The sequence below is a fragment of the Geodermatophilus ruber genome, assembly GCF_900114385.1.
Lineage (GTDB): Bacteria > Actinomycetota > Actinomycetes > Mycobacteriales > Geodermatophilaceae > Geodermatophilus > Geodermatophilus ruber.
Genome location: NZ_FOSW01000003.1, coordinates 219,057 through 243,093, shown reverse-complemented (window position 1 = coordinate 243,093; position 24,037 = coordinate 219,057). Strand labels below are relative to the sequence as shown.

20 protein-coding genes are annotated in these 24,037 nt (G+C 73.3%); 16 read left to right on the top strand and 4 right to left on the bottom strand.

Translation table 11 applies throughout. The features are described 5' to 3' along the window. Positions 1 to 8: 8 nt before the first annotated feature. The gene (locus BMZ50_RS06255) at positions 9 to 764 is read left to right on the top strand and encodes an SCO1664 family protein (RefSeq protein ID WP_091322393.1); all 756 of its coding nucleotides are present in this window, start codon (positions 9 to 11) and stop codon (positions 762 to 764) included. Between the two features lie 52 nt (positions 765 to 816). On the opposite strand, the gene BMZ50_RS06250 is transcribed toward BMZ50_RS06255, so the two are convergent. Then, positions 817 to 1,533, bottom strand: a complete 717-nt coding sequence (locus tag BMZ50_RS06250) for a maleylpyruvate isomerase family mycothiol-dependent enzyme (protein ID WP_091322392.1) — start codon at positions 1,531 to 1,533, stop codon at positions 817 to 819. 88 nt (positions 1,534 to 1,621) lie between these two features. Here BMZ50_RS06250 and mshC point away from each other — a divergent pair, with 88 nt between their 5' ends. The 3 genes from mshC to BMZ50_RS06235 all read left to right on the top strand — a co-directional run bounded on the left by mshC (position 1,622) and on the right by BMZ50_RS06235 (position 4,536). Beyond that, a complete protein-coding gene (mshC, locus tag BMZ50_RS06245; RefSeq protein WP_091322391.1) occupies positions 1,622 to 2,878 on the top strand; it encodes a cysteine--1-D-myo-inosityl 2-amino-2-deoxy-alpha-D-glucopyranoside ligase in 1,257 nt (418 codons plus the stop codon). After that, on the top strand, positions 2,878 to 3,924 hold the full coding sequence (locus BMZ50_RS06240) for an HD domain-containing protein (protein WP_091322390.1): 1,047 nt from the start codon (positions 2,878 to 2,880) through the stop codon (positions 3,922 to 3,924). Before mshC ends, BMZ50_RS06240 begins: the two co-directional genes overlap by 1 nt. A gap of 234 nt (positions 3,925 to 4,158) precedes the next feature. Continuing rightward, a complete protein-coding gene (locus BMZ50_RS06235) occupies positions 4,159 to 4,536 on the top strand; it encodes a cupin domain-containing protein (protein ID WP_218146121.1) in 378 nt (125 codons plus the stop codon). 233 nt (positions 4,537 to 4,769) lie between these two features. Here the strand turns inward: BMZ50_RS06235 and BMZ50_RS06230 are convergent, their stop codons facing one another. Then, positions 4,770 to 5,633, bottom strand: a complete 864-nt coding sequence (locus BMZ50_RS06230; RefSeq protein WP_091322389.1) for a PAC2 family protein — start codon at positions 5,631 to 5,633, stop codon at positions 4,770 to 4,772. Between the two features lie 110 nt (positions 5,634 to 5,743). On the opposite strand from BMZ50_RS06230, the gene metH reads away from it, so the two are divergent. Next, on the top strand, positions 5,744 to 9,562 hold the full coding sequence (gene metH, locus BMZ50_RS06225; RefSeq protein WP_245753422.1) for a methionine synthase: 3,819 nt from the start codon (positions 5,744 to 5,746) through the stop codon (positions 9,560 to 9,562). A gap of 68 nt (positions 9,563 to 9,630) precedes the next feature. Further along, complete coding sequence (locus tag BMZ50_RS06220; protein ID WP_091322388.1) at positions 9,631 to 10,377, top strand: HAD family hydrolase; 747 nt, start codon at positions 9,631 to 9,633, stop codon at positions 10,375 to 10,377. Between the two features lie 160 nt (positions 10,378 to 10,537). On the opposite strand, the gene BMZ50_RS06215 is transcribed toward BMZ50_RS06220, so the two are convergent. Further along, positions 10,538 to 11,407 carry a RecB family exonuclease gene (locus BMZ50_RS06215; RefSeq protein WP_245753419.1) on the bottom strand — a complete coding sequence of 290 codons (870 nt, stop codon included), beginning with the start codon at positions 11,405 to 11,407 and terminating at the stop codon, positions 10,538 to 10,540. Between the two features lie 189 nt (positions 11,408 to 11,596). Here BMZ50_RS06215 and BMZ50_RS06210 point away from each other — a divergent pair, with 189 nt between their 5' ends. From BMZ50_RS06210 to pafA, 7 genes are all read left to right on the top strand, one after another. Next, on the top strand, positions 11,597 to 12,565 hold the full coding sequence (locus tag BMZ50_RS06210; RefSeq protein WP_281245404.1) for a tRNA (adenine-N1)-methyltransferase: 969 nt from the start codon (positions 11,597 to 11,599) through the stop codon (positions 12,563 to 12,565). Positions 12,566 to 12,702: 137 nt separating this feature from the next. Further along, the gene (gene arc / locus BMZ50_RS06205; protein ID WP_091322385.1) at positions 12,703 to 14,478 is read left to right on the top strand and encodes a proteasome ATPase; all 1,776 of its coding nucleotides are present in this window, start codon (positions 12,703 to 12,705) and stop codon (positions 14,476 to 14,478) included. Between the two features lie 210 nt (positions 14,479 to 14,688). Then, a complete protein-coding gene (gene dop / locus BMZ50_RS06200) occupies positions 14,689 to 16,194 on the top strand; it encodes a depupylase/deamidase Dop (RefSeq protein WP_091322384.1) in 1,506 nt (501 codons plus the stop codon). A gap of 108 nt (positions 16,195 to 16,302) precedes the next feature. Next, positions 16,303 to 16,512 carry a ubiquitin-like protein Pup gene (locus tag BMZ50_RS06195; RefSeq protein ID WP_091322381.1) on the top strand — a complete coding sequence of 70 codons (210 nt, stop codon included), beginning with the start codon at positions 16,303 to 16,305 and terminating at the stop codon, positions 16,510 to 16,512. A gap of 761 nt (positions 16,513 to 17,273) precedes the next feature. Continuing rightward, positions 17,274 to 18,116 (top strand): proteasome subunit beta, encoded by an 843-nt coding sequence (gene prcB, locus BMZ50_RS06190; RefSeq protein ID WP_091322380.1) that lies wholly within the window; start codon positions 17,274 to 17,276, stop codon positions 18,114 to 18,116. A gap of 3 nt (positions 18,117 to 18,119) precedes the next feature. Further along, positions 18,120 to 18,989 (top strand): proteasome subunit alpha, encoded by an 870-nt coding sequence (gene prcA / locus BMZ50_RS06185; protein WP_091322379.1) that lies wholly within the window; start codon positions 18,120 to 18,122, stop codon positions 18,987 to 18,989. 137 nt (positions 18,990 to 19,126) lie between these two features. After that, complete coding sequence (gene pafA, locus BMZ50_RS06180) at positions 19,127 to 20,485, top strand: Pup--protein ligase (RefSeq protein WP_091322372.1); 1,359 nt, start codon at positions 19,127 to 19,129, stop codon at positions 20,483 to 20,485. A gap of 48 nt (positions 20,486 to 20,533) precedes the next feature. Here the strand turns inward: pafA and BMZ50_RS06175 are convergent, their stop codons facing one another. Beyond that, the gene (locus BMZ50_RS06175) at positions 20,534 to 21,667 is read right to left on the bottom strand and encodes a DUF3866 family protein (RefSeq protein ID WP_177212669.1); all 1,134 of its coding nucleotides are present in this window, start codon (positions 21,665 to 21,667) and stop codon (positions 20,534 to 20,536) included. Between the two features lie 55 nt (positions 21,668 to 21,722). Here BMZ50_RS06175 and BMZ50_RS06170 point away from each other — a divergent pair, with 55 nt between their 5' ends. The 3 genes from BMZ50_RS06170 to BMZ50_RS06160 all read left to right on the top strand — a co-directional run bounded on the left by BMZ50_RS06170 (position 21,723) and on the right by BMZ50_RS06160 (position 23,967). After that, entirely contained in the window at positions 21,723 to 22,691 is a 969-nt protein-coding gene (locus tag BMZ50_RS06170; protein ID WP_091322370.1) for a helix-turn-helix transcriptional regulator, read from the top strand. Between the two features lie 73 nt (positions 22,692 to 22,764). Then, positions 22,765 to 23,760, top strand: a complete 996-nt coding sequence (locus BMZ50_RS06165) for a helix-turn-helix transcriptional regulator (protein WP_177212668.1) — start codon at positions 22,765 to 22,767, stop codon at positions 23,758 to 23,760. Positions 23,761 to 23,769: 9 nt separating this feature from the next. Then, positions 23,770 to 23,967, top strand: a complete 198-nt coding sequence (locus BMZ50_RS06160) for a hypothetical protein (protein ID WP_091322369.1) — start codon at positions 23,770 to 23,772, stop codon at positions 23,965 to 23,967. Positions 23,968 to 24,037 lie beyond the last annotated feature (70 nt).

The following is a 24,037-nucleotide window of genomic DNA, read 5'->3' as shown; positions in this document are numbered from 1 at the left end:
ACGCCGCGATGAACGAGCCACCCGCCGAGCCGGCGTCGGAGGTCCGCGCGCCGCTCGGGCACGAGGAGGCGCGCGCGCTGCTGCTCGAGGGCGAGATCGACCTCGAGGGCCGCATGCTCGACGCCAGCAACGTCACCCTGGTCGGCACGATCCGCACCGGCGAGCTCGCGGCCGAGTGCGTGTACAAGCCGGTCGCGGGGGAGCGGCCGCTGTGGGACTTCCCCGACGGCACGCTCGCCGGCCGCGAGGTCGCCGCCGCGCTGGTGTCGGAGCACACCGGCTGGCAGATCGTGCCGCCCACGGTGCTGCGCGACGGGCCGTTCGGGCCCGGCATGGTGCAGCTGTGGGTCGACGGCGACCCGGACGTCGACCTGGCCGCGTTCGTCCGCGCCGACGACCCCGGGCTGCGGCGGATGGCGGTGTTCGACGCGGTCGTGAACAACGCCGACCGCAAGGGCGGGCACATCATCCCGATGCCCGACGGGCACGTGTACGGCGTCGACCACGGCATCTGCTTCTCCGTCGACCCGAAGCTGCGCACCCTGCTGTGGCGCTGGGCCGGGCAGCCGCTGACCGCCGAGGCGGTGCGGGTGCTCGAGCAGCTGGCCGACGGGTTGCTCGCCGACCTGGGCGAGCAGCTGCACGAGCACCTCACCCGCCGCGAGGTGCGGCGCACGCAGCAGCGGGTCGCCGAGCTGCTGCGCACCGGGCGCCACCCGCAGCCCAGCGGCGACTGGCCCGCGCTGCCCTGGCCGCCGTTCTGAGCCGCGCGGGCTGCCGCCGGCACGCCACCCCCTGGCCCTGAACCGCCCGGGCCTACTCCACCCGGACCAGGCCGATCATCGCGGCCGCCTGCGGGCCGTCGCCGTCCACCGTGAGCACCTCCAGCGGCACTCGCCGCCACACCGCCAGCATCAGGTCCCCCGCGGTGCCGAACAGCGTGGCGATCGGCACCGGCCGGGTGCCGGCGAACAGCACCCGCTCGGTCCGGGTGTCCACGACGTGGAACACCACCGGGTGCGCCTGCTCCGGCGGTCCCTCCGGCAGCGCCGCGGGGACCATGACCTCCAGCCACTCGTCCAGGCCGTCGAGCCCGACGTCGACCGGGATGGGCCGGACGTCGCCGAGCACCTCCTCGACGTCCTCGGTGTGCACCACGGCCTCGTGGGTCTGGCGGCGCAGCACGAAGGCGACGTTCTTCTGCGGCGCCCAGGTCCACACCCGCTGGGCCGGGTCGGTGCGGGCGAGCACCGCCTCCAGCTCCGCGGACTGGGCCAGCAGCCAGCCGAGCAGCTCCTCGTTCGGCCGGCGGGCCGGCGGGACGTACCCGCTCGGGTCGCTCGCCCGGGTGCGCACCACCCAGGCCCAGAAGTGCTGCACCTCGGCCAGGTGCCAGACCAGGTCGGCCAGCGTCCAGCCGGGACAGCAGGGCACCTGCGCACCCCAGCCGCGGGCCAGCACCGCCTCGGCGGCGGCGTCGGCGAAGCGCACGTCCGCCTTCCGCAGGACCGGCAGGTACTGGTCGAGCTCCATGGCTGCTCCTCCTGCGGAGTGGCGTTCCCCTCCACCGACAGGATGAGGGGCGACCGGCGCCGTCGGTAGGCGCATCTAGGCTCGTAGCGTGCTCGCCTGGCCTGCTCCGCTCCTGCCGACCCTTCCGGGCACCGGTTCCGTGCTCAAGCTGTACGACACCGCCCGCGGTGAGGTGGTCGCCACCAATCCGGATCGGACCGCCCGGATGTACGTCTGCGGGATCACCCCCTACGACGCCACCCACCTCGGCCACGCCGCCACCTACCTGGCGTTCGACCTGGTGAACCGGCTGTGGCGGGACGCCGGCCACGCCGTGCACTACGTGCAGAACGTCACCGACATCGACGACCCGCTGCTCGAGCGCGCCGAGCGCGACGGCGAGGACTGGATCGTCCTGGCCATGCGGGAGACGGCCCTGTTCCGCGAGGACATGACCGCGCTGCGGATCCTGCCGCCCGAGGACTACATCGGCGCCGTGGAGTCGATCCCGCGGATCGTGGCGCACATCGAATCCCTGCTCGACGAGGGGCTGGCCTACGTCCTCGACGACGGCACCGGTGACGTCTACCACGACGTCGCCCTGGCCCCCGGGTTCGGAGCGGAGTCCCGCTACGACGAGGCCACCATGCTGCGGTTCTTCGCCGAGCGCGGCGGCGACCCGGACCGTCCGGGCAAGCGCAATCGGCTCGACCCGCTGCTGTGGCGCGGGGAGCGGCCCGGCGAGCCCTCCTGGGCGGGCCCCCGGGGGACGGTCGGGCGTCCGGGCTGGCACATCGAGTGCGCCACGATCGCGCTCGAGACGATCGGCATGGGCTTCGACGTCCAGGGCGGCGGCAGCGACCTGGTCTTCCCGCACCACGAGTACTCCGCCGTGCACGCCGAGGCGCTGACGGCGACCAAGCCCTTCGCGCGGGCCTACGTGCACGCGGCGATGATCGGCCTCGACGGCGAGAAGATGAGCAAGAGCCGCGGCAACCTGGTCTTCGTCTCCCGGCTGCGGGGGGACGGCGTCGACCCGATGGCGATCCGGCTGGCGCTGCTGGCCGGGCACTACCGCACCGACCGGTTCTGGACGCCGGACCTGCTGACCGCGGCGCAGGAGCGGCTGGTCACCTGGCGCCGCGCCGTGGCCCGCGCCGCCGGGGCGCCGGCCGCGCCGGTGCTCCAGGGCCTGCGCGAACGGCTCTCCGACGACCTCGACAGCCCCGGGGCGATCGCGCTGGTCGACGAGTGGGCGGCGCGGACCCTCGCCGGGACGCGCGGCGACGAGCTCGAGGACGGCGCCCCGACGATCGTGTGCGACGCGGTCGACGCCCTCCTCGGTGTGGCGCTGCAGGACAGCTGATGACCGGTGGGGGGCCGTTCCGGCTGGCCGACCGCGCGGCCCGGGAGGCCGCCGAGGCGCACCTGGCGCCGGCGGCCACCCGCGCGGCGGCCACCCGGGGGCGCGCCCACCCGGAGCCGGAGGACGCACTGCGGACCGCCTTCGAGCGCGACCGCGACCGGATCCTGCACGCCAAGGCCTTCCGCCGGCTCAAGCACAAGACCCAGGTCTTTCTCAACCCCGACGGCGACCACTTCGTCACCCGCCTCACCCACACGCTGCAGGTGACCCAGGTGGCCCGCTCGCTGGCCCGGGCGCTGGGGCTCAACGAGACCCTGGCCGAGGCGATCGCGCTGGGCCACGACCTCGGCCACTCGCCGTTCGGGCACATCGGCGAGGACGCGCTGGAGCCCTACGTGCCGGGGGGCTGGCACCACGCCGCCCAGGGGGTGCGGATCGTGGAGGTGCTCGAGCACCTCAACCTCACCTGGGAGGTCCGCGACGGCATCCGGGCGCACAGCTGGAAGATCGCCCCGCCGCCGGCCACCCGGGAGGCCGAGTGCGTGCGCTACGCCGACCGGATCGGCTACCTGTCGCACGACGCGCTGGACGCCGTCCGCGCGGGGGTGCTGCGCCCCGGTGACCTGCCCGCCCGGGCCCGGGCCGTGTTCGGTGAGCCGGGCAGCCAGATGGTCGGCGCGATGATCGACGCGGTCATCGCGGGGTCGCTGGCGGCAGGGGACGGCGACGGGCTGGTGGTGATGGCCGCCGAGCCGCTCGAGGCGATGCACGAGCTGCGGGCGTTCATGTTCCAGCGGGTCTACGCCTCCGAGATCGCCACCGGGCAGAAGCAGCTGGCGATCGACGTCACCCGCCGGCTGGTCGACCACCACCTGGCCCGCCCGGAGCTGATCCCGGCGTCCTACCGCGACACCGAGGCCGACCCGGTGACGCAGGTCGTGGACTACGTGTCCGGGATGACCGACCGGTTCGCGCTGGCGATGCACGACCGGCTCTTCGACGCCGACGCCACCTCGGCGATGCGCCCGCTCCTCCCGCCCCGGTAGCTCCCGCCCTCCGCCGCGTCCCGGCTCCCGGGGCGACCGCCGTCACGCATCGCGCCGTTATCCCCAACAGAGCGCCGGAGGGACGCCGCTGGGCGCGCCGCAGCGGGGGAGGCGGCGGGCAGGAAGGTCACCGGCGTCCCCGGCGGGTCGGGACTCCTTGACCCGGGCGCCGGGGCTGTCGATAGTGGGCACCCGCCGGTCGCCCGGCACCCCTCCCGGAGGGAGCGATCCGCCGTGTCCGAGACCCTGCAGCCGGTCGAGCTGACCGTGATCGACACGAACCGCCAGGAGTGGATCGGCTTCCCGATCCCCGAGCAGGGCGTGGAACTGCCCGCGATCCCGCTCGTCGACGACGCCGACACGGGCATGCAGGTCATGAAGATCGTCTACCGCGCCGGCTGGACCAACCCGTGGCACACCCACCCCTGCGCCCACGGCATCTACGTCCTCGAGGGCCGCCTCACCACGCACCGGGGCACCTACGGGCCCGGCACCTTCGACTGGTTCCCCGAGGGCGGTGTCATGGAGCACGGCGCCTCGGCCGACGGCGACTGCACCTTCCTGTTCATCACCAACAAGCCCTTCGACATCCACTACGTCGACCGGGCGTAGTCGACCCGGATCAGCCGACTCGAGGCATCCGGCCGGGGGCGGTCGACCCGGGGCAGGGGTCGACGCCTGTCGGGGCCTGGTCGCACTGCGCGCGCCTGCCGGCGGCCCCGGCGCGTCCGCTATGCCGTTATCCCCAACAAACCGCAGCGACTGCACGCCGGGCGGGAACACCCGGCAGGCAGGGGCCCAGCTCCGCCGGTCCCGCGGCAGTCGACGCCGCGGGACCGGCCGGATCAGTTGGGGGAAGAGCCGCGGCGGCGCAGGTAGCGCTCGAACTCCCGGGCGATGCTGTCGCCGCTGGCGTTGGACAGGTCGACCTCGGTGGCCCGCTCCTCGAGCGATCGCACGTACTCGACGACCTCGGCGTCCTCGTTGGCCATCTCGTCGACGGTCTTGACCCAGTCATCGGCCTGCTGCGGCAGCGCGCCCAGCGGCACCGCGACCTCGAGGACCTCCTCGACGCGCTGCAGCAGCGCGACCGTGGCCCGCGGGGACGGCGGCTGGGAGACGTAGTGGGGCACGGCCGCCCAGAAGCTGATGGCCGGCAGGCCGGCCTGCACGCAGGCGTCCTGGAAGACGCCGAGGATGCCGGTGGGCCCCTCGTACCGGGAGGTCTCCAGCCCCCACCGCTCCGCCGACTCGGCGTCGTAGGCCGAGCCGGTGACCGGGGTGGGCCGGGTGTGCGGGGTGTCGGCGAGCAGCGCGCCGAGGCCGATCACGGTGCGGGCGTCCAGCTCCCGGCACAGCTCGATGAGCTCCTCGCAGAAGCCGCGCCACCGCATGTTCGGCTCGATGCCGCGGATCAGCACGATGTCGCGGTCGGAGCCCGGCGGGCGGGCGACGGAGACGCGGGTGGTGGGCCACTCGATCCGGCGGCTGACCCCACCGATGAGCGAGACGGTGGGCCGGTTGACCTGGAAGTCGTAGTAGTCCTCGGGGTCCAGCGCGGCGAGCGGGGTGGCGTCCCAGATGAGCTCGAGGTGCTCCAGCGCCCCGGTGGCGGCGTCCCCGGCGTCGTTCCAGCCCTCGAAGGCGACGACCACCAGCGGGTCGGTCAGCCGGGGCAGGTCCTCAGGGGGTGACTTCGGGTCGATCACCTCTGCGAGCCTACGTCGATCCGGGGGGAGTGCCCCGCCTTCGCGACCCCTGCGTGTGGTTGGCCATCGGCGAGCGATCCGGCGCCCCGTTCGACGGCTACCCTTGCTCGGTGTCGCCCCGCACCGTCCGGACCGCCCGATCCGACCGGGCTCCGGCCGCCCGCGAGGGGGTGCCGCCACTGCGCCCGGACGCGACGGCGACGCTCCGGGGCCTGCTGGAGCAGCGCATCCTGGTGCTCGACGGCGCGATGGGCACGGCGATCCAGCGCGACCGGCCGGACGAGGCCGGCTACCGCGGCGAGCGGTTCGCCGACTGGCCCACGGACGTGCAGGGCAACAACGACCTGCTCAGCCTCACCGCCCCCGGCCTGGTCGCCGGCGTCCACCGCGAGTACCTCGACGCCGGCGCGGACCTGATCGAGACGAACACCTTCAACGCCAACGCGATCTCGCTGAGCGACTACGGCATGGCCGACCTCGCCTACGAGATCAACCTCGCCGCCGCCCGGCTCGCCAGCCGCGAGTGCGACGCGATGACCGGGCGGACGCCGGACAAGCCCCGTTTCGTCGTCGGTGCGCTGGGCCCGACCAGCCGGACGGCGTCCATCTCGCCCGACGTCAACGACCCCGGCGCCCGCAACGTCACCTACGACCAGTTGGTCGAGGCCTACCTGGAGCAGGCGAACGGGCTGGTCGACGGTGGCTGCGACGTGCTGCTCGTCGAGACCATCTTCGACACCCTCAACGCCAAGGCGGCGATCTTCGCGCTGGAGACCCTCTTCGAGGAGCGCGGGCATCGGTGGCCGGTGATGATCTCCGGCACCATCACCGACGCCTCCGGGCGCACCCTCTCCGGCCAGGTCACCGAGGCGTTCTGGCACTCCGTGCGACACGTGCAGCCGCTGCTCGTCGGTCTCAACTGCGCGCTGGGCGCTGCGGAGATGCGGCCCTACCTCGCCGAGCTGTCGCGGGTCGCCGACACCTTCGTCTCCTGCTACCCGAACGCCGGGCTGCCCAACGCCTTCGGGGAGTACGACGAGTCGCCGGAGGAGACCTCCGCGGTCCTGGCGGAGTTCGCCGGCAGCGGCTTCGTCAACCTCGTCGGCGGCTGCTGCGGCACCACGCCGGCGCACATCGCGGCGATCGCCCGCGCGGTCGAGGGCGCAGCGCCCCGGACGCCGGCGCAGGCGGCGCCGGCGCTGCGGCTGTCCGGCCTCGAGCCGCTCACGGTGACCGGGGCCAGCCTGTTCGTGAACGTCGGCGAGCGGACCAACATCACCGGGTCGGCCCGCTTCCGGAACCTGATCAAGGCCGGCGACTACCCGGGCGCGCTGGCCGTCGCCCGCCAGCAGGTCGAGGCCGGCGCGCAGGTCATCGACGTCAACATGGACGAGGGGATGATCGACGGGGTCGAGGCGATGGACCGCTTCACGAAGCTGATCGCCGCCGAGCCGGACATCTCCCGGGTGCCGACGATGATCGACTCCTCGAAGTGGGAGGTCATCGAGGCCGGCCTGAAGAACGTGCAGGGCAAGGCGATCGTCAACTCGATCTCCCTCAAGGAGGGCGAGGAGAAGTTCGTCCGCGAGGCCCGCCTGTGCCGGCGGTACGGGGCCGCCGTCGTCGTCATGGCCTTCGACGAGAACGGCCAGGCCGACACGCTCGAGCGGCGCACGCAGATCTGCCGGCGGGCGTACGACATCCTCACCACGCGGGTCGGGTTCCCGGCCGAGGACATCATCTTCGACCCGAACGTCTTCGCCGTCGCCACCGGCATCGAGGAGCACGCCAACTACGGCGTCGACTTCATCGAGGCCACCCGGTGGATCAAGCAGAACCTGCCGGGCGCGCTGGTGTCCGGCGGCGTCTCGAACGTCTCCTTCTCCTTCCGCGGGAACAACCCCGTGCGCGAGGCCATCCACGCGGTGTTCCTGTTCCATGCCATCGCCGCGGGCATGGACATGGGCATCGTCAACGCCGGGGCGCTCGAGGTCTACGACGAGGTGCACCCGGAGCTGCGGGAGCGCATCGAGGACGTCGTCCTCAACCGCCGTCCCGATGCCACCGAGCGGCTGCTGGAGATCGCCGGCGACTTCGCCGGGACGGGCGCGGCCGCGGAGGTCGCCTCCGAGCAGTGGCGGTCGCTGCCGGTCGGGGAACGGATCACCCACGCGCTGGTGAAGGGCATCGACGAGTTCGTCGAGGCCGACACCGAGGAGCTGCGGGGGCAGATCAGCGCGCGCGGCGGCCGGCCGATCGAGGTGATCGAGGGCCCGCTGATGGCCGGCATGAACGTCGTCGGCGACCTGTTCGGCGCCGGGAAGATGTTCCTGCCGCAGGTGGTGAAGTCCGCGCGGGTGATGAAGAAGGCCGTCGCCTACCTGATCCCGTTCATCGAGGCCGAGAAGCAGCCCGGCGACGCCGAGCGCAGCAACGGCAAGGTCGTCATGGCCACCGTCAAGGGCGACGTGCACGACATCGGCAAGAACATCGTCGGCGTCGTCCTGCAGTGCAACAACTACGACGTCGTCGACCTCGGCGTCATGGTGCCGGCGCAGAAGATCCTCGACACCGCCAAGGAGATCGGAGCCGACATCATCGGGCTGTCCGGCCTCATCACGCCGTCGCTGGACGAGATGGTCACCCTGGCCTCGGAGATGGAGCGGCAGGGTTTCGACATCCCGCTGCTGATCGGCGGCGCGACCACCTCGCGCGCGCACACGGCGGTGAAGGTGGATCAGGCCTACCACGGCCCGGTGATCTGGGTGAAGGACGCGTCGCGGTCGGTGCCGATCGTCGCCGCGCTGCTGTCCGACGAGCAGCGGCCGAAGCTGCTCGCCGAGACCGAGGCCGACTACGCGGCGCTGCGGGAGCGGCACGCCGCCCGCCAGGACACCCGGGCGCTGCTGCCGCTGGCGGCCGCCCGCGCGGCGGCGCCGGAGATCGACTGGACCGACTACGCCCCGCCGCGGCCGCGCATGCTGCACTGCGACCACGGCCACGGCGAGGGCACCCGGTTCGTCACGGCGCTGACCGACTACCCGCTCGAGGAGCTGCGGGAGTACATCGACTGGCAGCCGTTCTTCAACGCCTGGGAGATGCGCGGCCGGTTCCCCGACATCCTCAACAACCCGGCCACCGGCGAGGCCGCGCGGCGGCTGCACGAGGACGCGCAGGCGATGCTCGACCGGATCGTCGAGGAGAAGTGGCTGCGGGCCAACGGGGTGTTCGGGCTGTTTCCCGCCAACCGGGTCGACGGCGAGGACATCGAGGTCTACACCGACGAGTCGCGCACCGCCGTCCGGACGACCCTGCACCAGCTGCGGCAGCAGACCGCGGGCCGGGACGGCTCGCCCCGCAAGTCGCTGGCCGACTTCGTCGCGCCGCGGGAGACCGGGCTGCGCGACCACGTGGGCGCGTTCGCGGTCACCGCGGGACTGGGCTGCGCCGAGCGGGTGGCGGAGTTCAAGCAGGCCAACGACGACTACAGCGCGATCATGCTGGAGGCGCTGGCCGACCGGCTAGCCGAGGCGTTCGCCGAGCGGCTGCACGAGCGGGTGCGCCGGGAGTTCTGGGGCTACGCCGCCGACGAGCGCCTGGACAACGACGCGCTGATCGCCGAGAAGTACCGCGGGATCCGGCCGGCGCCGGGCTACCCGGCGTGCCCCGAGCACACCGAGAAGCGGACCATCTGGGAGCTGCTCGACGTCGAGGCCAACGCCGGCATCCGGCTGACCGAGAGCATGGCCATGTGGCCGGGTGCCGCGGTGAGCGGCCTGTACTTCGCGCACCCGCAGGCGCGGTACTTCGTGCTCGGGCGCATCGGCCGCGACCAGGTCGAGGACTACGCGCGGCGCAAGGGGTGGACGGTCGCCGAGGCGGAGAGATGGCTCTCCCCGAACCTCGGCTACCGCACCGAGAACGAGTGACGGTCCGCGCCCGGCGCCCGCTGAGGAAGCGGTGCCGGAGGCTACGCGATGTGTACCGTCGATAACCGATGCGCCCCGAATCTCCACCGCGACCTCGTCCACGGAACGACCGCCGCACAGGGACGCAGGGCCCGCCGGACGCGGTGCTGTTCGACATGGACGGCACCCTCGTCGAGACCGAACAGCTCTGGAGCGAGGCGCTGTTCGAGCTGGCCGGGCGGCTGGGCGGGCGGATGTCCGACGCCGCCCGCGAGCGGACGGTCGGCACGAGCATGGCGACGTCGTTGCGCATCCTGTACGCCGACCTGGGCGTCGTCCGCACCGAGGCGCTCCTGCGCGCCGACGCGCAGTGGGTGGAGGACGCCGTCGGCGCGCTGATGGCGCGCGGCATCACCTGGCGACCGGGGGCGCAGCAGCTGCTGGCCGAGGTGCGCGACGCCGGAGTGCCCACCGCGCTGGTGACCACCACGCCGCGCCGGCTCGCCGCGATCGTGCTGCGTCGCATCGCGGCCGACCTCGGTGGTGATCCGTTCGACCTGACCGTCTGCGGGGACGAGGTGCCGGCCCGCAAGCCCGACCCGGCCCCCTACCGGCTGGCGACGCGGGCACTCGACGTCGACCCCGCCGCGTGCGTCGCGCTCGAGGACTCCCTGGTCGGCGTCACCTCGGCGCTCGCGGCGGGCGCGGCGGTGCTCGGCGTGCCGTCGCTGCAGCCGCTGCCGCCGGCGCCCGGGCTCACCCTGCGCGACTCGCTGGCCGCGGTCGACCTGGCCTACCTGGCCGAGCTGGTCGGGGCCCGGTCCCTCACGGCCTGACCGGTCTCAGCCGAACGGGACCCGGTCGAGGTCCACGACCCACTCCGCCTGCAGCTCGGCCGGTGTGTCGGTGGCGTGGAGGTGCAGTGTCCGGCCGACGCCGAGCAGCTCCCGCCGCTGACCGGTCGCGTCCGCGCTGCCCCGACCGGGGCGGACGGTGTCAGTCGTGCTCGACGAGCGGCAGCGGCGTGCGCCAGCCGGCCGCGGCGACCGCCTCGGCCGGGAACGGCGGGGGAGTGCCGCCGAACGACGGGCAGACGGCCTGGTGGTCGCACCAGTCGCACAGCCGGGTGCGGTTGGGCCGGAAGTCGCCGGTGGCCACCGCCCGCTCGATCGCCGCCCAGATCGCGTGCAGGGTCCGCTCGAAACGCACCAGCTCGCCCTCGTCGGGGGCATAGGTCAGCGCGTCGCCGTCCTTCAGGTAGAGCAGTTTGAGCTGGCTGGCCACCACGCCGCGGGTGCGCCACAGCACCAGCGCGTAGAACTTCATCTGGAACAGGGCCTTGCCCTCGAACGCCTCGCGTGGCATCGCCCCGGTCTTGTAGTCCACGACCCGCAGCGCGCCGTTGGGTGCGACGTCCAGCCGGTCGACGTAGCCCCGCAGCAGCAGCCCGTCTGGCAGGGTGACCTCGACCAGCTCCTCCCGGCCGTGCGGCTCGATGCGGGTCGGGTCCTCCAGCGAGAAGTAGGTCTCGACCAGCCGGCCGGCCGAGGCCAGCCACCCGTCCAGGGACTGCTCCGCCGGTTCGCCGTCCGTGGCACCGCCCTCGGCGAAGAGCTCCGCGATCTCCGGGTCCGCACGGAGCTCCTCCCACGCCGGCTCGACCAGCCCCCGGGCGGTGGCCAGCGTCCGCTCCCGCGCCGGCAGGTCGTAGAGCCGCTCGAGCACCGCGTGCACCAGCGTGCCCCGCAGCGCGGCCAGGCTCTTGCGCTCGGGGAGCCGGTCGATAGTGCGGAACCGGTAGAGCAGCGGGCAGGTCTTGAAGTCCGCCGCCCGGCTCGGGGAGAGCGAGGGGCGCCGGGGGGCCACCGCCGAGTCCTGCGCTGTGCTGGACCGCGCCGAGTCCTGCGCTGTGCTGGACCGCGCCGAGTCCTGCGCTGTGCTGGACCGCGCCGAGTCCTGCGCCATCGCCGTCATGCATCCGAGGCTAGGCCGGACCACCGACAGTTCCGAGTGCGCGCGCCGGGACGTGCCCGACGCTCCGTAGGCTGGCCGCCCGTGGACGTCGAGCACCAGAGCCCGGAGCACCAGAGCCCGGAGCACCAGACCCCGGAGACCGGGACCCCGGAGACCGGGACCCCGGAGCGCGAGCCCGCGGGGACCCCCGCCGCGGTGGACGCCGGACCCGGCCGGGACGCGCCGCTGCCCGGGGCCTTCCAGCCCGGCGACCGGGTGCAGCTGACCGATCCCAAAGGACGGCAGCACACCGTCGTCCTCGAGCCGGGGAAGCTGTTCCACACCCACCGCGGGGCGATCGCCCACGACGACCTCATCGGCGCCCCGGAGGGCTCGGTCGTCCACTCCACCGCGAACACCGGCTACCTGGCGTTCCGCCCGCTGCTGGCCGACTTCGTGCTCTCCATGCCGCGCGGCGCGCAGGTCATCTACCCGAAGGACGCCGCCCAGATCGTCGGCTTCGGTGACATCGGGCCGGGTATGCGCGTGCTGGAGGCCGGCGCCGGGTCCGGGGCGCTGACCTGCTCGCTGCTGCGCGCCGTGGGCGGCGGGGGCGCGGTGACCAGCTACGAGCGGAGAGAGGACTTCGCCGACGTCGCCCGGGCCAACGTGGGAGCGTTCTTCGGGGAGGTCCCGGGCAACTGGTCCCTGCGGCTGGGCGATCTGGCCGGCCACCCCGCCGAGGAGGTCGTGGACCGCGTCGTCCTGGACATGCTCGAGCCGTGGGCCGTGCTGCCCACGGTGGCTCGCGCCCTGCGTCCCGGCGGGGTGCTCGTCGGCTACGTGGCCACCGCCACGCAGCTGTCGACGCTCGTGGAGGCACTGCGGGCGCAGGAGGTGTGGACCGAGCCGTACTCCTGGGAGACGCTGATGCGGCCGTGGCACGCGGTGGGACTGGCGGTGCGCCCGGAGCACCGCATGGTCGCTCACACCGCCTTCCTCGTCACCGCGCGGCGGCTGGCCGAGGGGGTCGTCGCGCCGGTGCGGCAGCGGCGGGCGCAGAAGAGGTGACCGGAGGGGCAGCAGAGGCAGCAGGGATCGACGGCACGCCCCGGACTTGACCGGGGTCGCCGCGAGCCCCCGGCGCGCTGTCGGCAGGCGTGTATAGATTTGCCTCCTGGCTCTCCCGATGTGTGCGGAGGTGCGCGATGGGCCTGGGTCCCGACGAGTTCCGAGCGCGGCGCGAGCGTGACGTGGCGGCGCTGCTCAGCCAGATCTCCTACCTCGAGGAGGAGATCGGGCTGCTGCGCCGCAAGGTGGCCGAGAGCCCCCGTCAGGTGCGAGCGCTGGAGGAGCGGATCGCCGAGGCCGAGGGTCGCGCGGCGTTCCTCTCCGAACGCAACGACAAGCTGGCCGCCACGCTGCGGGACGCCCGCGAGCAGCTGGTCGCGCTCAAGGAGGAGGTCGACCGGCTCGGTCAGCCGCCGTCCGGCTACGGGGTCTTCCTGACCCGCCACCAGGACGGCACGGTCGACGTCTTCACCGGCGGGCGGAAGCTGCGCGTCTCGGTCTCGCCCAACCTCGACAGCGAGGAGCTCCGGCACGGCCAGGAGGTCATGCTCAACGAGGCGATGAACGTCGTCGAGGCCTGCGGCTTCGAGCGGGCCGGTGACGTCGTCATGCTCAAGGAGCTGCTCGAGCCGATCGACGGGGTCACCCCGCGGGCCCTGGTCATCGGCCACACCGACGAGGAGCGGGTGGTCCACCTCGCCGACTCGCTGATGGACCAGCCGCTGCGCAGCGGCGACTCGCTGCTGCTGGAGCCCCGCTCCGGCTACGTCTACGAGCGGATCCCCAAGAGCGAGGTCGAGGAGCTCATCCTCGAAGAGGTCCCCGACATCGACTACAGCGACATCGGCGGCCTGTCCCGGCAGATCGAGCAGATCCGCGACGCGGTCGAGCTGCCCTTCCTGCACGCCGACCTGTTCCGCGAGTACCACCTGCGCCCGCCCAAGGGCATCCTGCTCTACGGCCCGCCCGGGTGCGGCAAGACGCTGATCGCCAAGGCGGTGGCCAACTCGCTGGCCAGGAAGGTCGCCGAGGTGCAGGGCGAGGGCACCCGGGCGGCCAAGTCCTACTTCCTGAACATCAAGGGTCCCGAGCTCCTCAACAAGTACGTCGGGGAGACCGAGCGGCACATCCGGCTGGTGTTCCAGCGGGCCCGGGAGAAGGCCAGCGAGGGGACGCCGGTCATCGTGTTCTTCGACGAGATGGACTCGATCTTCCGCACCCGCGGGTCGGGGGTCTCCTCCGACGTCGAGAGCACGATCGTGCCGCAGCTGCTCAGCGAGATCGACGGCGTCGAGGGCCTGGAGAACGTCATCGTCATCGGCGCCTCCAACCGCGAGGACATGATCGACCCGGCGATCCTGCGTCCCGGCCGGCTGGACGTGAAGATCAAGATCGAGCGGCCGGACGCCGAGGCGGCGCGGGACATCTTCAGCAAGTACCTGACCACCGGCCTGCCGCTGCACGCCGACGACCTGGCCGAGCACGGCGGCAGCCGCGAGGCGACGATCGCCGCGATGATCCAGCGCACCGTCGAGCGCATGTACACCGAGAGCGAGGAGAACCGCTTCCTCGAGGTGACCTACGCCAACGGCGACAAGGAGGTCCTGTACTTCAAGGACTTCAACTCCGGCGCGATGCTGCAGAACATCGTCGACCGCGCCAAGAAGATGGCGATCAAGGAGCGCCTCGACATCGGCGCCGGCGGCCTGCGGGTCGGCCACCTGATGCAGGCCTGCCTCGACGAGTTCAAGGAGAACGAGGACCTGCCCAACACGACCAACCCCGACGACTGGGCGCGGATCTCGGGCAAGAAGGGCGAGCGGATCGTCTACATCCGCACGCTCATCAGCGGCAAGGGCAGCGACTCCGGCCGCGCCATCGACACCGCCACCAACACCGGCCAGTACCTGTAGCAGAAGGACCTCGTCCTCCCCGCCCTTCGCAAGCTCAGGGCGGTCCCCTGGACGAGGCCGGCCGGCGGCCCGGCCCCCTGCGGGGGCCGGGCCGCCGGCGTCTTCGAGTCCGCGCGCCGGTCGCCGCCGGCGCCGTCGAGGCGTGCGCGTGGAGAGCCTCCAGCGTCCGGGGCCGACCACCTCGGCGGGCCCGCAGCCTAGGGTTGGGGCATGAGCGTGCGGCGGGTCATGGGCACCGAGGTGGAGTACGGCATCTCGGTGCCCGGACAGCCCACCGCGAATCCGACCACCCTGTCCAGCCAGGTCGTGAACGCCTGGGCGGTGGCCGAGGCCCCGACCCCGCGGCGGCCCCGGTGGGACTTCGAGGAGGAGTCGCCGCTGCGCGACGCCCGCGGGTTCGACCTCTCACCCGCGCAGGCGCTCGACCACACCGACCTCGACGAGGACGCGGGGATGGCCAACGTCATCCTCACCAACGGCGCCCGGCTCTACGTCGACCACGCCCACCCGGAGTACTCCACCCCGGAGGTCACCACCCCGCGCGACGTCGTTCTGTGGGACAAGGCGGGGGAGCAGGTGATGGCCGAGGCCTCGCGGCGGGCCGCGCGGATCCCGGGTGCCGCGCCGATCCAGCTCTACAAGAACAACACCGACGGCAAGGGCGCCTCCTACGGGTCGCACGAGAACTACCTGATGGACCGGCGGACCCCGTTCCTCGACATCATCCGCGGGCTGATCCCGTTTTTCGTGACCCGGCAGGTCGTCGCCGGCTCCGGGCGGGTCGGGATCGGGGCGGAGGGGCGCTCCCAGGGTTTCCAGCTCTCCCAGCGGGCCGACTTCTTCGAGGTCGAGGTCGGCCTGGAGACGACGCTCAAGCGGCCGATCATCAACACCCGCGACGAGCCGCACGCCGACGCGGACAAGTACCGGCGGCTGCACGTGATCATCGGCGATGCCAACCTGGCGGAGCTGTCGACCTACCTCAAGGTGGGGACGACGTCGCTCGTGCTCGCCATGATCGAGGCGCGGGCGCTGCACCAGGACATGTCGCTGGAGGAGCCGGTCGAGGCGCTGCAGGCGATCAGCCACGATCCGTCGCTCACCCACAAGGTGCGGCTGCGCGACGGGCGGCAGATGACCGCGCTGGAGGTCCAGTGGGCCTACCTGGAGATGGCCCAGCGGTACGTGGACCGGTCCGGCACCGGTGACGAGCAGACCGCCGACGTGCTGCGCCGGTGGGCGGAGGTGCTCGAGGACCTCGGCACCGACCCGATCCGGCTCGCCGACCGGCTGGACTGGCCGGCCAAGCTGCGGCTGCTCGAAGGATTCCGGGCCCGCGACGGGCTGGGCTGGGGTGACTCGCGGCTGCACCTGGTCGACCTGCAGTACTCCGACGTCCGACCGGAGAAGGGCCTCTACCACCGGCTGGTCGCCCGCGGCGCGATGCGGCGGCTGCTCACCGACGAGGAGGTGTCCCGGGCGATGGTGCACCCGCCGACCGACACGCGGGCCTTCTTCCGCGGGGAGTGCCTGCGCCGCTACCCGGCCCAGGTCGCGGCCGCCTCCTGGGACTCGGTGGTCTTCGACCTCGGCCGGGAGAACCTGGTGCGCATCCCGACCATGGAGCCCCTGCGTGGCACCCGCGACCACGTCGGCGAGTTGTTCGAGGCGACCTCGTCGGCCCAGGAGCTGGTCGACACCATCACCGGCGGCTGAGCCCCCGCTCCACCGTTTCCACGGCCCCGTCGGGCGAGCGCCGATCGTCGGCATCTGCGGGTAGCTTTCTGCTCAGCACCACCGTGCAGCAACGACCTGGAGGGATCGATGGCCACGAGGGACACCGGCGGGCAGCAGCGGGCGACCCGGACGCGCGAGGAGACCGACGAGGTCGAGGCCTCGGTCGACACCGAGGCGGCCGAGCGCCACAAGGAGATGACCGAGGACGTCGACTCCCTTCTCGACGAGATTGATGACGTCCTCGAGGAGAACGCCGAGGAATTCGTGCGCAGTTATGTACAAAAGGGCGGGGAGTGAGCAACTTCTACACAACGTGAGTGCAGTCGACGTTCTCCAGGGACTGCCGCGAACACCGGCCCGTTCCTGAGTTCCCCGGGAAGGCGCGTTCACGAGACGGCCCGGCGTTCTGCTGTCGGAAGCACCCGGCCGAGCGGTCGGCGAGGAGTCGCGACGCTCTTCGGACGAAGCCCCGTGTCCATCGCCGGTCGACCGTGAGGTGCCACCCGGCCACCAGTTGTGGGCCGGCGGCGAGCAAGTCGCGCCGCTCGCAGAATTCGTGCGGACCGTGCGCACCAGCAGTGGCGACCACGCGCACTGCACGCCCCGCCAGAACGAGCGGGAAGGATCTCCCGCGACAAGGTCGCCGGCTCCGGGAGGTATCACGTGAGCAACCGTCACGGGATCTCGGCGCACGCAGCGGATCTGCTGGAGGCGCAGGGAGGGTTGTGCGCGATCGGCCGGTCGGCGCCTGCGGTGCACGCCGAACATGACCGCACGACGGGCGCCGTTGGCGCATGGCTGTGCGTCAACGGCAACGGTGGGCGGCCAGTTCCGGGACGGCCCGTTCCTGCTGCACGTGGCAGCTCGCTAGGTGGAGCCTCACCGGGAGGTCAGGAGCTCGAGAAGCTGCACCGGGCCGTTGGCGCGCCCGAGGCGCTCAGCCGGCCGGGGAGCCCGCCGGTAGGGTCGCAGCGACGTCCTGGCAGCTCCCGCCGCACGCGGGGGACCGGGCGGAACAGCGGGTCACGCCGGCACGAGACGGCGGGAGAGGCGGATGGGTGAACGAGTCGTCAGCAGGCCGGAGCGGGTTCCCGCCCGCCTATCTGGACCGTGTGGGCTCCTCGTTCACCGACTTCCTGGCGGCCGCCGCACCCGACCTGCTGCCGGGCCGCCGCCCGCACCCGCAGCTGCCGGTCGGTGACCTCACGCCGCACGGCACCACGATCGTCTCGGTCGCCTACGACCGCGGCGTCCTCATGGGCGGCGACCGCCGGGCCACGATGGGCAACCTGATCTCCAGCCGGGACATCGAGAAGGTCTACCCGGCCGACGCCTGGTCGGTGATCGGCATCGCCGGCGCCGCGGGCATCGCCATCGAGATGGTCAGGCTCTACCAGGTCGAGCTCGAGCACTACGAGAAGATCGAGGGCCTCACGCTCTCCCTCGACGGCAAGGCGAACCGGCTGGCGCAGATGATCCGCGGCAACCTGGGCGCCGCGCTGCAGGGGCTGGCCGTCGTCCCGCTGTTCGCCGGCTACGACCTCGACGCGGCCCCGGGGGCCAGCCCCGGCCGGATCTTCAGCTACGACGTCACCGGCGGGAACTACGAGGAGCGCGGCTACGCCGCCGTCGGCTCCGGTTCGCTGTTCGCCCGCAGCTCGCTGAAGAAGACCTGGCGGTCCGGCCTGTCCGGGGACGCGGCCACCCGCAGCCTGCTCGAAGCGCTCTACGACGCCGCCGACGACGACTCCGCCACCGGCGGCCCGGACCCGGTGCGCAAGCTGTACCCGATCGTCTACCGGGTCGACGCGGAGGGCTCGGTGCGGCTCACCGACGACGAGGTCGCCGCCGTCACCGACACCATCATCGCCGAGCGGGCCGCCGCGGACGGGCAGGGCTGAGCCATGACCATGCCGTACTACGCCTCGCCCGAGCAGCTCATGCGCGACCGCTCGGAGTACGCCCGCAAGGGCATCTCCCGCGGCCGCAGCGTCGCCGTCGTCACCTACGCCGACGGCGTGCTCTTCATCGCCGAGAACCCCAGCTCCACGCTGCACAAGGTGGGCGAGCTCTACGACCGCATCGGCTTCGCCGCCGTCGGCCGGTACAGCGAGTTCGAGAGCCTGCGGGTGGCCGGCGTGCGGCTCGCCGACGTCCGGGGGTACTCCTACAACCGCCGCGACGTCACCGGCCGGGTCATCGCGAACGCGTACGCGCAGACCCTCGGGGAGATCTTCACCCAGCAGATGAAGCCCTACGAGGTCGAGCTGTGCGTGGCCGAGGTGGGCGAGACCCCCGAGGCCGACCAGCTCTTCCGGCTCACCTTCGACGGGTCGATCGTCGACGAGCCGGACTTCGTGGTCATGGGTGGGCAGGCCGAGGCGGTCACCGGCCACCTGCGCGAGCACTTCCTGCCCGGCATGGAGCTGGCCGAGGCGCTGAAGGTCGGCGTGCAGGCGCTCTCGGCGGTCAGCCCGGCCACCGGCGGCGCCAACGGCGGCTCCCCGGCGCTGCTGACCGCCGAGCAACTGGAGGTCGCCGTCCTCGACCGGCGCCGCCCCAAGCGCGCGTTCCGGCGCGTCGTGGGCGCCGCGCTGCGCAGCCTGCTCGACAGCGGGAAGGCGGCCGTGGGCGCCGAGGAGGAGCCCACCCACACCGCCGCGCACGCGCCCAGCGCGCCGGCCCCGGGTACCCCCGCCGGCCTCGGCGAGCCCAGCGCCCCGGACACCGGCGGCACGGCCGGGGGCGGGCAGCACCCCCCGACCACCACCTGACCGGCGGCCGTTCGCCGAGGTCACCGACGACCTCGGCGACGGCCCGGGCCCACGCCGGGCGGGGACCGCGCGGATCGCGGCGCGGCACGAGGCGCCGAGAAGGGGCTGCCGTCGGCAGCCGCGCCTAGGCTCGGTGCGTGGAACGACGGATCTTCGGCATCGAGACCGAGTACGGCGTCACGTGCACCTTCCGCGGCCAGCGCCGGCTTTCCCCGGACGAGGTCGCCCGGTACCTGTTCCGCCGGGTCGTGTCGTGGGGGCGCAGCTCGAACGTCTTCCTGCGCAACGGCTCCCGGCTCTACCTCGACGTGGGCAGCCATCCCGAGTACGCCACCGCCGAGTGCGACGACCTGACCGAGCTGGTCGTCCACGACAAGGCGGGGGAGCGGATCCTCGAGGGCCTGCTGGTCGACGCCGAGCAGCGGCTGGCCGAGGAGGGCGTCACCGGCGACATCTACCTGTTCAAGAACAACACCGACTCCGCCGGCAACAGCTACGGCTGCCACGAGAACTACCTCGTCGGCCGGCACGGGGAGTTCAGCCGGCTGGCCGACGTGCTCATCCCGTTCCTGGTCAGCCGGCAGGTCGTCGTCGGCGCCGGCAAGGTGCTGCAGACCCCGCGCGGCGCCATCTACTGCCTCAGCCAGCGGGCGGAGCACATCTGGGAGGGGGTCTCCAGCGCCACCACCCGGTCCCGGCCGATCATCAACACCCGCGACGAGCCGCACGCCGACGCCGAGCGCTACCGGCGGCTGCACGTCATCGTCGGCGACTCGAACATGAACGAGACGACGACCCTGCTCAAGGTCGCCATCACCGACCTGGTGCTGCGGATGATCGAGGCCGGCGTCCCGATCCGGGACATGGCGCTGGAGAACCCGATCCGCGCCATCCGCGAGATCAGCCACGACATGACCGGACGCCGCAAGGTCCGGCTGGCCAGCGGCCGGGAGATGTCGGCGCTGGAGATCCAGTCCGAGTACCACTCCCGGGCCGCGGAGTTCGTCGACCGGGAGGGCTTCGGCCTGGTGCACCGGCAGATGCTCGAGCTGTGGGGGCGGGCGCTCAAGGCGGTCGACTCCGGTGACCTGTCGCTGATCGACCGCGAGATCGACTGGGCCACCAAGTTCAGCCTGATCGAGCGTTACCGCGCCAAGCGGGACATGCCGCTCTCGCACCCGCGCATCGCCCAGATGGACCTCGCCTACCACGACATCAGCCGCCGGCGGGGCCTGTACTACCTGCTGGAGCGCAACAACCAGGTGGACCGGGTGGCGCACGAGCCGCGGGTCTTCGAGGCCAAGAACGTGCCCCCGCAGACCACCCGCGCCCGGCTGCGCGGGGAGTTCATCCGCCGGGCCCAGGAGAAGCGCCGCGACTTCACCGTCGACTGGGTGCACCTCAAGCTCAACGACCAGGCCCAGCGCACCGTGCTGTGCAAGGACCCGTTCAAGGCCGTCGACGAGCGGGTGGACAAGCTCATCGCCAGCATGTGAGAAAGGGCCCCGCCGCGAGCGTGCGAGGGGTGGGGGGCAGCGGGGCCGTCAGGTCGTCTCGGTCTCCGGCCCGCCGACGGCCTCGGGCAGCGGCACCTGCAGGGCCGCGTACCGGCCCGCGGCCGCGGCGGCCAGGAAGTAGGCGCGCTCCTCGGGGTAGCCGCGCCCCATCGTCGACAGCGGGACGGGGGAGAGGCCCAGCGCCTTCTCCAGGCCCTCGACGTCCATCCAGACCACCGGGTTGCGCTCGGGCTGCCCCGCCAGATCCGCCTCGACCTGGCCGCCCAGCTCCGAGCCCAGCCCGCGCGGGGCCACCAGGGTCACCCCGGCCAGCGCCACCCGGCCGAACGCGGTGAGCGAGTGGTGGGAGACGCCGCGGTGGCGGGGCCGGGGATCGGCGTCGGAGATCCGCAGCGCCCCGATCGGCTGCCCACCGAGCACGCTCACCGCGTTGCAGGCCTCGCCCGCGGCCACCCCGGAGAAGCCCCACGGCGTCCCGGTGCCGAGGTTGCCCGGCCCCTGCGTCACGATCGCCACGTCGGCGCCGAGCACGTGCCGGGCCGCCAGCAGCCCGGTGTGCAGGGTGACCGCCTCGACGTCGCCGCCGAACGCCTGCCCCACGGTGACCACGCCGGCCAGCGACGGGGCCAGCGCCGACAGCGTGCGGGAGAACCCGGCGACCAGGGCGCCGCCGTCGGTCATCACGTAGGCCACCTTCAGGTCCGGGTCGGTGGCCAGCACCCCGATCAGCACCGCCGGCAGCGCCGAGTGCAGGTCGGCGACGACGACCGGCATGCCGGCGAGGTCCTCGGCCTCGGCGATCGTCGCGTGGTGCTCGGTGTCCTGCTCGTCCACGCCCCGCACGGTCACCTGCAGCGGCGTGTACCGGGCCTTGACCAGGTGCCCGGGGCCGGTCGGGTCCGGGGGCAGCCGGTCGGGGACGGCGACCACCAGCGCGTAGCCCCCGGTGCCCAGCCGCTGCGCCCAGGCGGTGGTGTTGAGCAGCACCTCGTCGCCCACCTCCGGGAGGCCGACCAGCGAGGGATGGGCCAGCGCCCGCAGCTCGCCGTCGCCCTCCACCAGCACGGTCAGCTCCTGGGCATCCCGCCAGGACCGGCCCAGGGCCGTCACGGTTCCTCGGCGCCACCGGATCCGGTGCACCGGCGTCTCGTTCTCCCCCACGCGGGCAGGCTAGCCAGCGCGCTCGCCGACCCCGGCACGTGACTAGCCTGGGCGCGTGGCGGCGAAGCGGGCAGAACGGCTGGTGAACCTGGTCATCGCCCTGCTCGGCACCCGGCAGTACGTGACCGCGGCCAGGATCCGGGCCACCGTGCCCGGCTACGAGCCCGACGACGGCACCGCCCGCGCCGACGAGGCGTTCAAGCGGATGTTCGAGCGGGACAAGGCCGAGCTGCGCGAGATGGGCGTGCCGCTGGAGACCGGGCGCACCAGCGTCTTCGACACCGAGGACGGCTACCGCATCGCCCGGGCCGACTACGAGCTGCCCGAGATCACCCTCACCGGCGAGGAGGCCGCCGCCGTGGGCCTGGCGCTGCGGCTGTGGGAGTCCGCCCAGCTGGCCGGCGCCGCGCACAGCGCCCTGGTGAAGCTCAAGGCGGCCGGGGTGGACGTCGACACCGGCCGGGCGATCCCGCTGCAGCCCCGGCTGGACTCCGACGAGCCGGCCTTCGAACCGGCCTACGCGGCGGCCCGCGACCGCCGCGCGCTGGAGTTCGACTACCGCCGTCCCGACGAGGAGGCCCCCGCCCGCCGGCACGTGCAGCCCTGGGGCGTCGTCGCCTGGCACGGCCGCTGGTACCTCGGCGGGCTCGACCTCGACCGTGGCGCGCCGCGGGTCTTCCGGCTGTCCCGGGTGGTCGGCACCCCCCGGGCGGTGGGGCCGGCCGGGGCGTTCGAGCCGCCGCCCGACGTGGACCTGGCCGCGATGGTCGCCGGGCAGATCCGGGGCGAGGAGCAGCTCGTCGTCGTCCGGGCGCGCCCGGGCGCCGCGATCGGGCTGCGCCGGCACGCCGTGCCGCTGGGCCCCGCCGAGGACGGCGACGACCGGTTGCAGCTGTCCACCACCGAGCCGATGCGGCTGGCCGACCAGCTGGCCGCCTACGGTGCCGACGTGCTGGTCGAGTCGCCCACCGCGGTCCGCGAGGCGGTCGTCGAGCGGCTCACCCGGCTGGCGGGGATGACGTGACCGCGCTCGCGAGGTCATGCAGGAGCGGCGCACCGGCGGGCACCGGCCCGACGGGCGCCGGCGAGGAGATCCGGTGACCGCACCCACGACCACCGAGCGGATGACCCGGCTGCTCACCCTCGTCCCGTACCTGACCGCCCGCCCCGAGGGGGTGTCGCTGGCCGAGGCGGCGCGCGACTTCGGCGTCCCGGAGCGGCAGCTGCGCCGCGATCTGGAGCTGCTGTGGATGTGCGGCCTGCCCGGCTACGGCCCCGGCGACCTCATCGACCTGTCCTTCGAGGGCGACCGCGTGCGGGTCACGTTCACCGCCGGCATGGTGCGGCCGCTGCGGCTGACCACCGACGAGGCCGTCGCCCTGGTCGTGGCGCTGCGCACGCTGCTGGAGCTGCCCGGCCTCGCGGAGCGGGAGGCGGTCAACCGGGCGCTGGCCAAGGTCTCGGCCGTCGCCGGGCACGCCGGGGAGCGGGTCACCCCGGTGGCGCTGTCGGTCGACGCCCGGGAGCAGGCGCTGGCCGTCGTCCGGGAGGGGCTGGAGCGGCGGCGGGCGCTGCACCTGCACTACTACGTCCCCACCCGGGACGAGCGCACCGAGCGCACCGTCGACCCGATGCGGCTGCTGCTGGTCGACGGCAAGTGGTACCTCGAGGCGTGGTGCCGGCGGGCCGAGGGCGTGCGGCTGTTCCGGCTGGACCGGGTCGACGACGTCGTCGTCCTCGGGGAGCCGGCCGCCCCGCCGCCCGAGGCGCACGAGCGCGACGTCGACTCCGGCCTCTACCAGCCCGCGCCCGGCGCCCCGGTGGTGCGGCTGCGACTGGCCCGCAGCGCCCGCTGGGTGGCCGAGTACTACCCGGTCGAGGACGTCCGGGAGATCCAGGACCCGCCGGGCGGCCTGGCCGTGGCGGTGCGCACCGCCGACGTGGCCTGGGCGCGGCGGCTGGTCGCCTCCCTCGGCGGCGCGGCCACGGTGGAGGAGCCGGCCGGGCTGGCCGCCGCGGTCGCCGCCGAGGCCCGCGCCGCGCTGGCCCGCTATTCATCCGCCGATCACCCGGACGTCGGCTCCGGCGGCTAGGGTCGGCCCGTGCTGCTCCTGGTCGTGTGGATCGCCGTCGTCGTGCTGGCCGTGGTCGTCCTCGCGGCGCTGGCGCACGGGCTCCTCGGCGCGCTGCAGCGGCTGAACCGGGAGAGGCAGGCGCTGGACCGCGAGCTGCGGCCGGTGCTCGCCGAGTTCCGGGCGGCCGCGGCGCGGGCGGCGCCGCCCGGCGACCCGGCCCGCTGAGCGACGCCCCCAGTTCCGGGGGACGCCGCCGGGCCGACTCGGCACGTAGCATCGACGACGCCACCCCTGA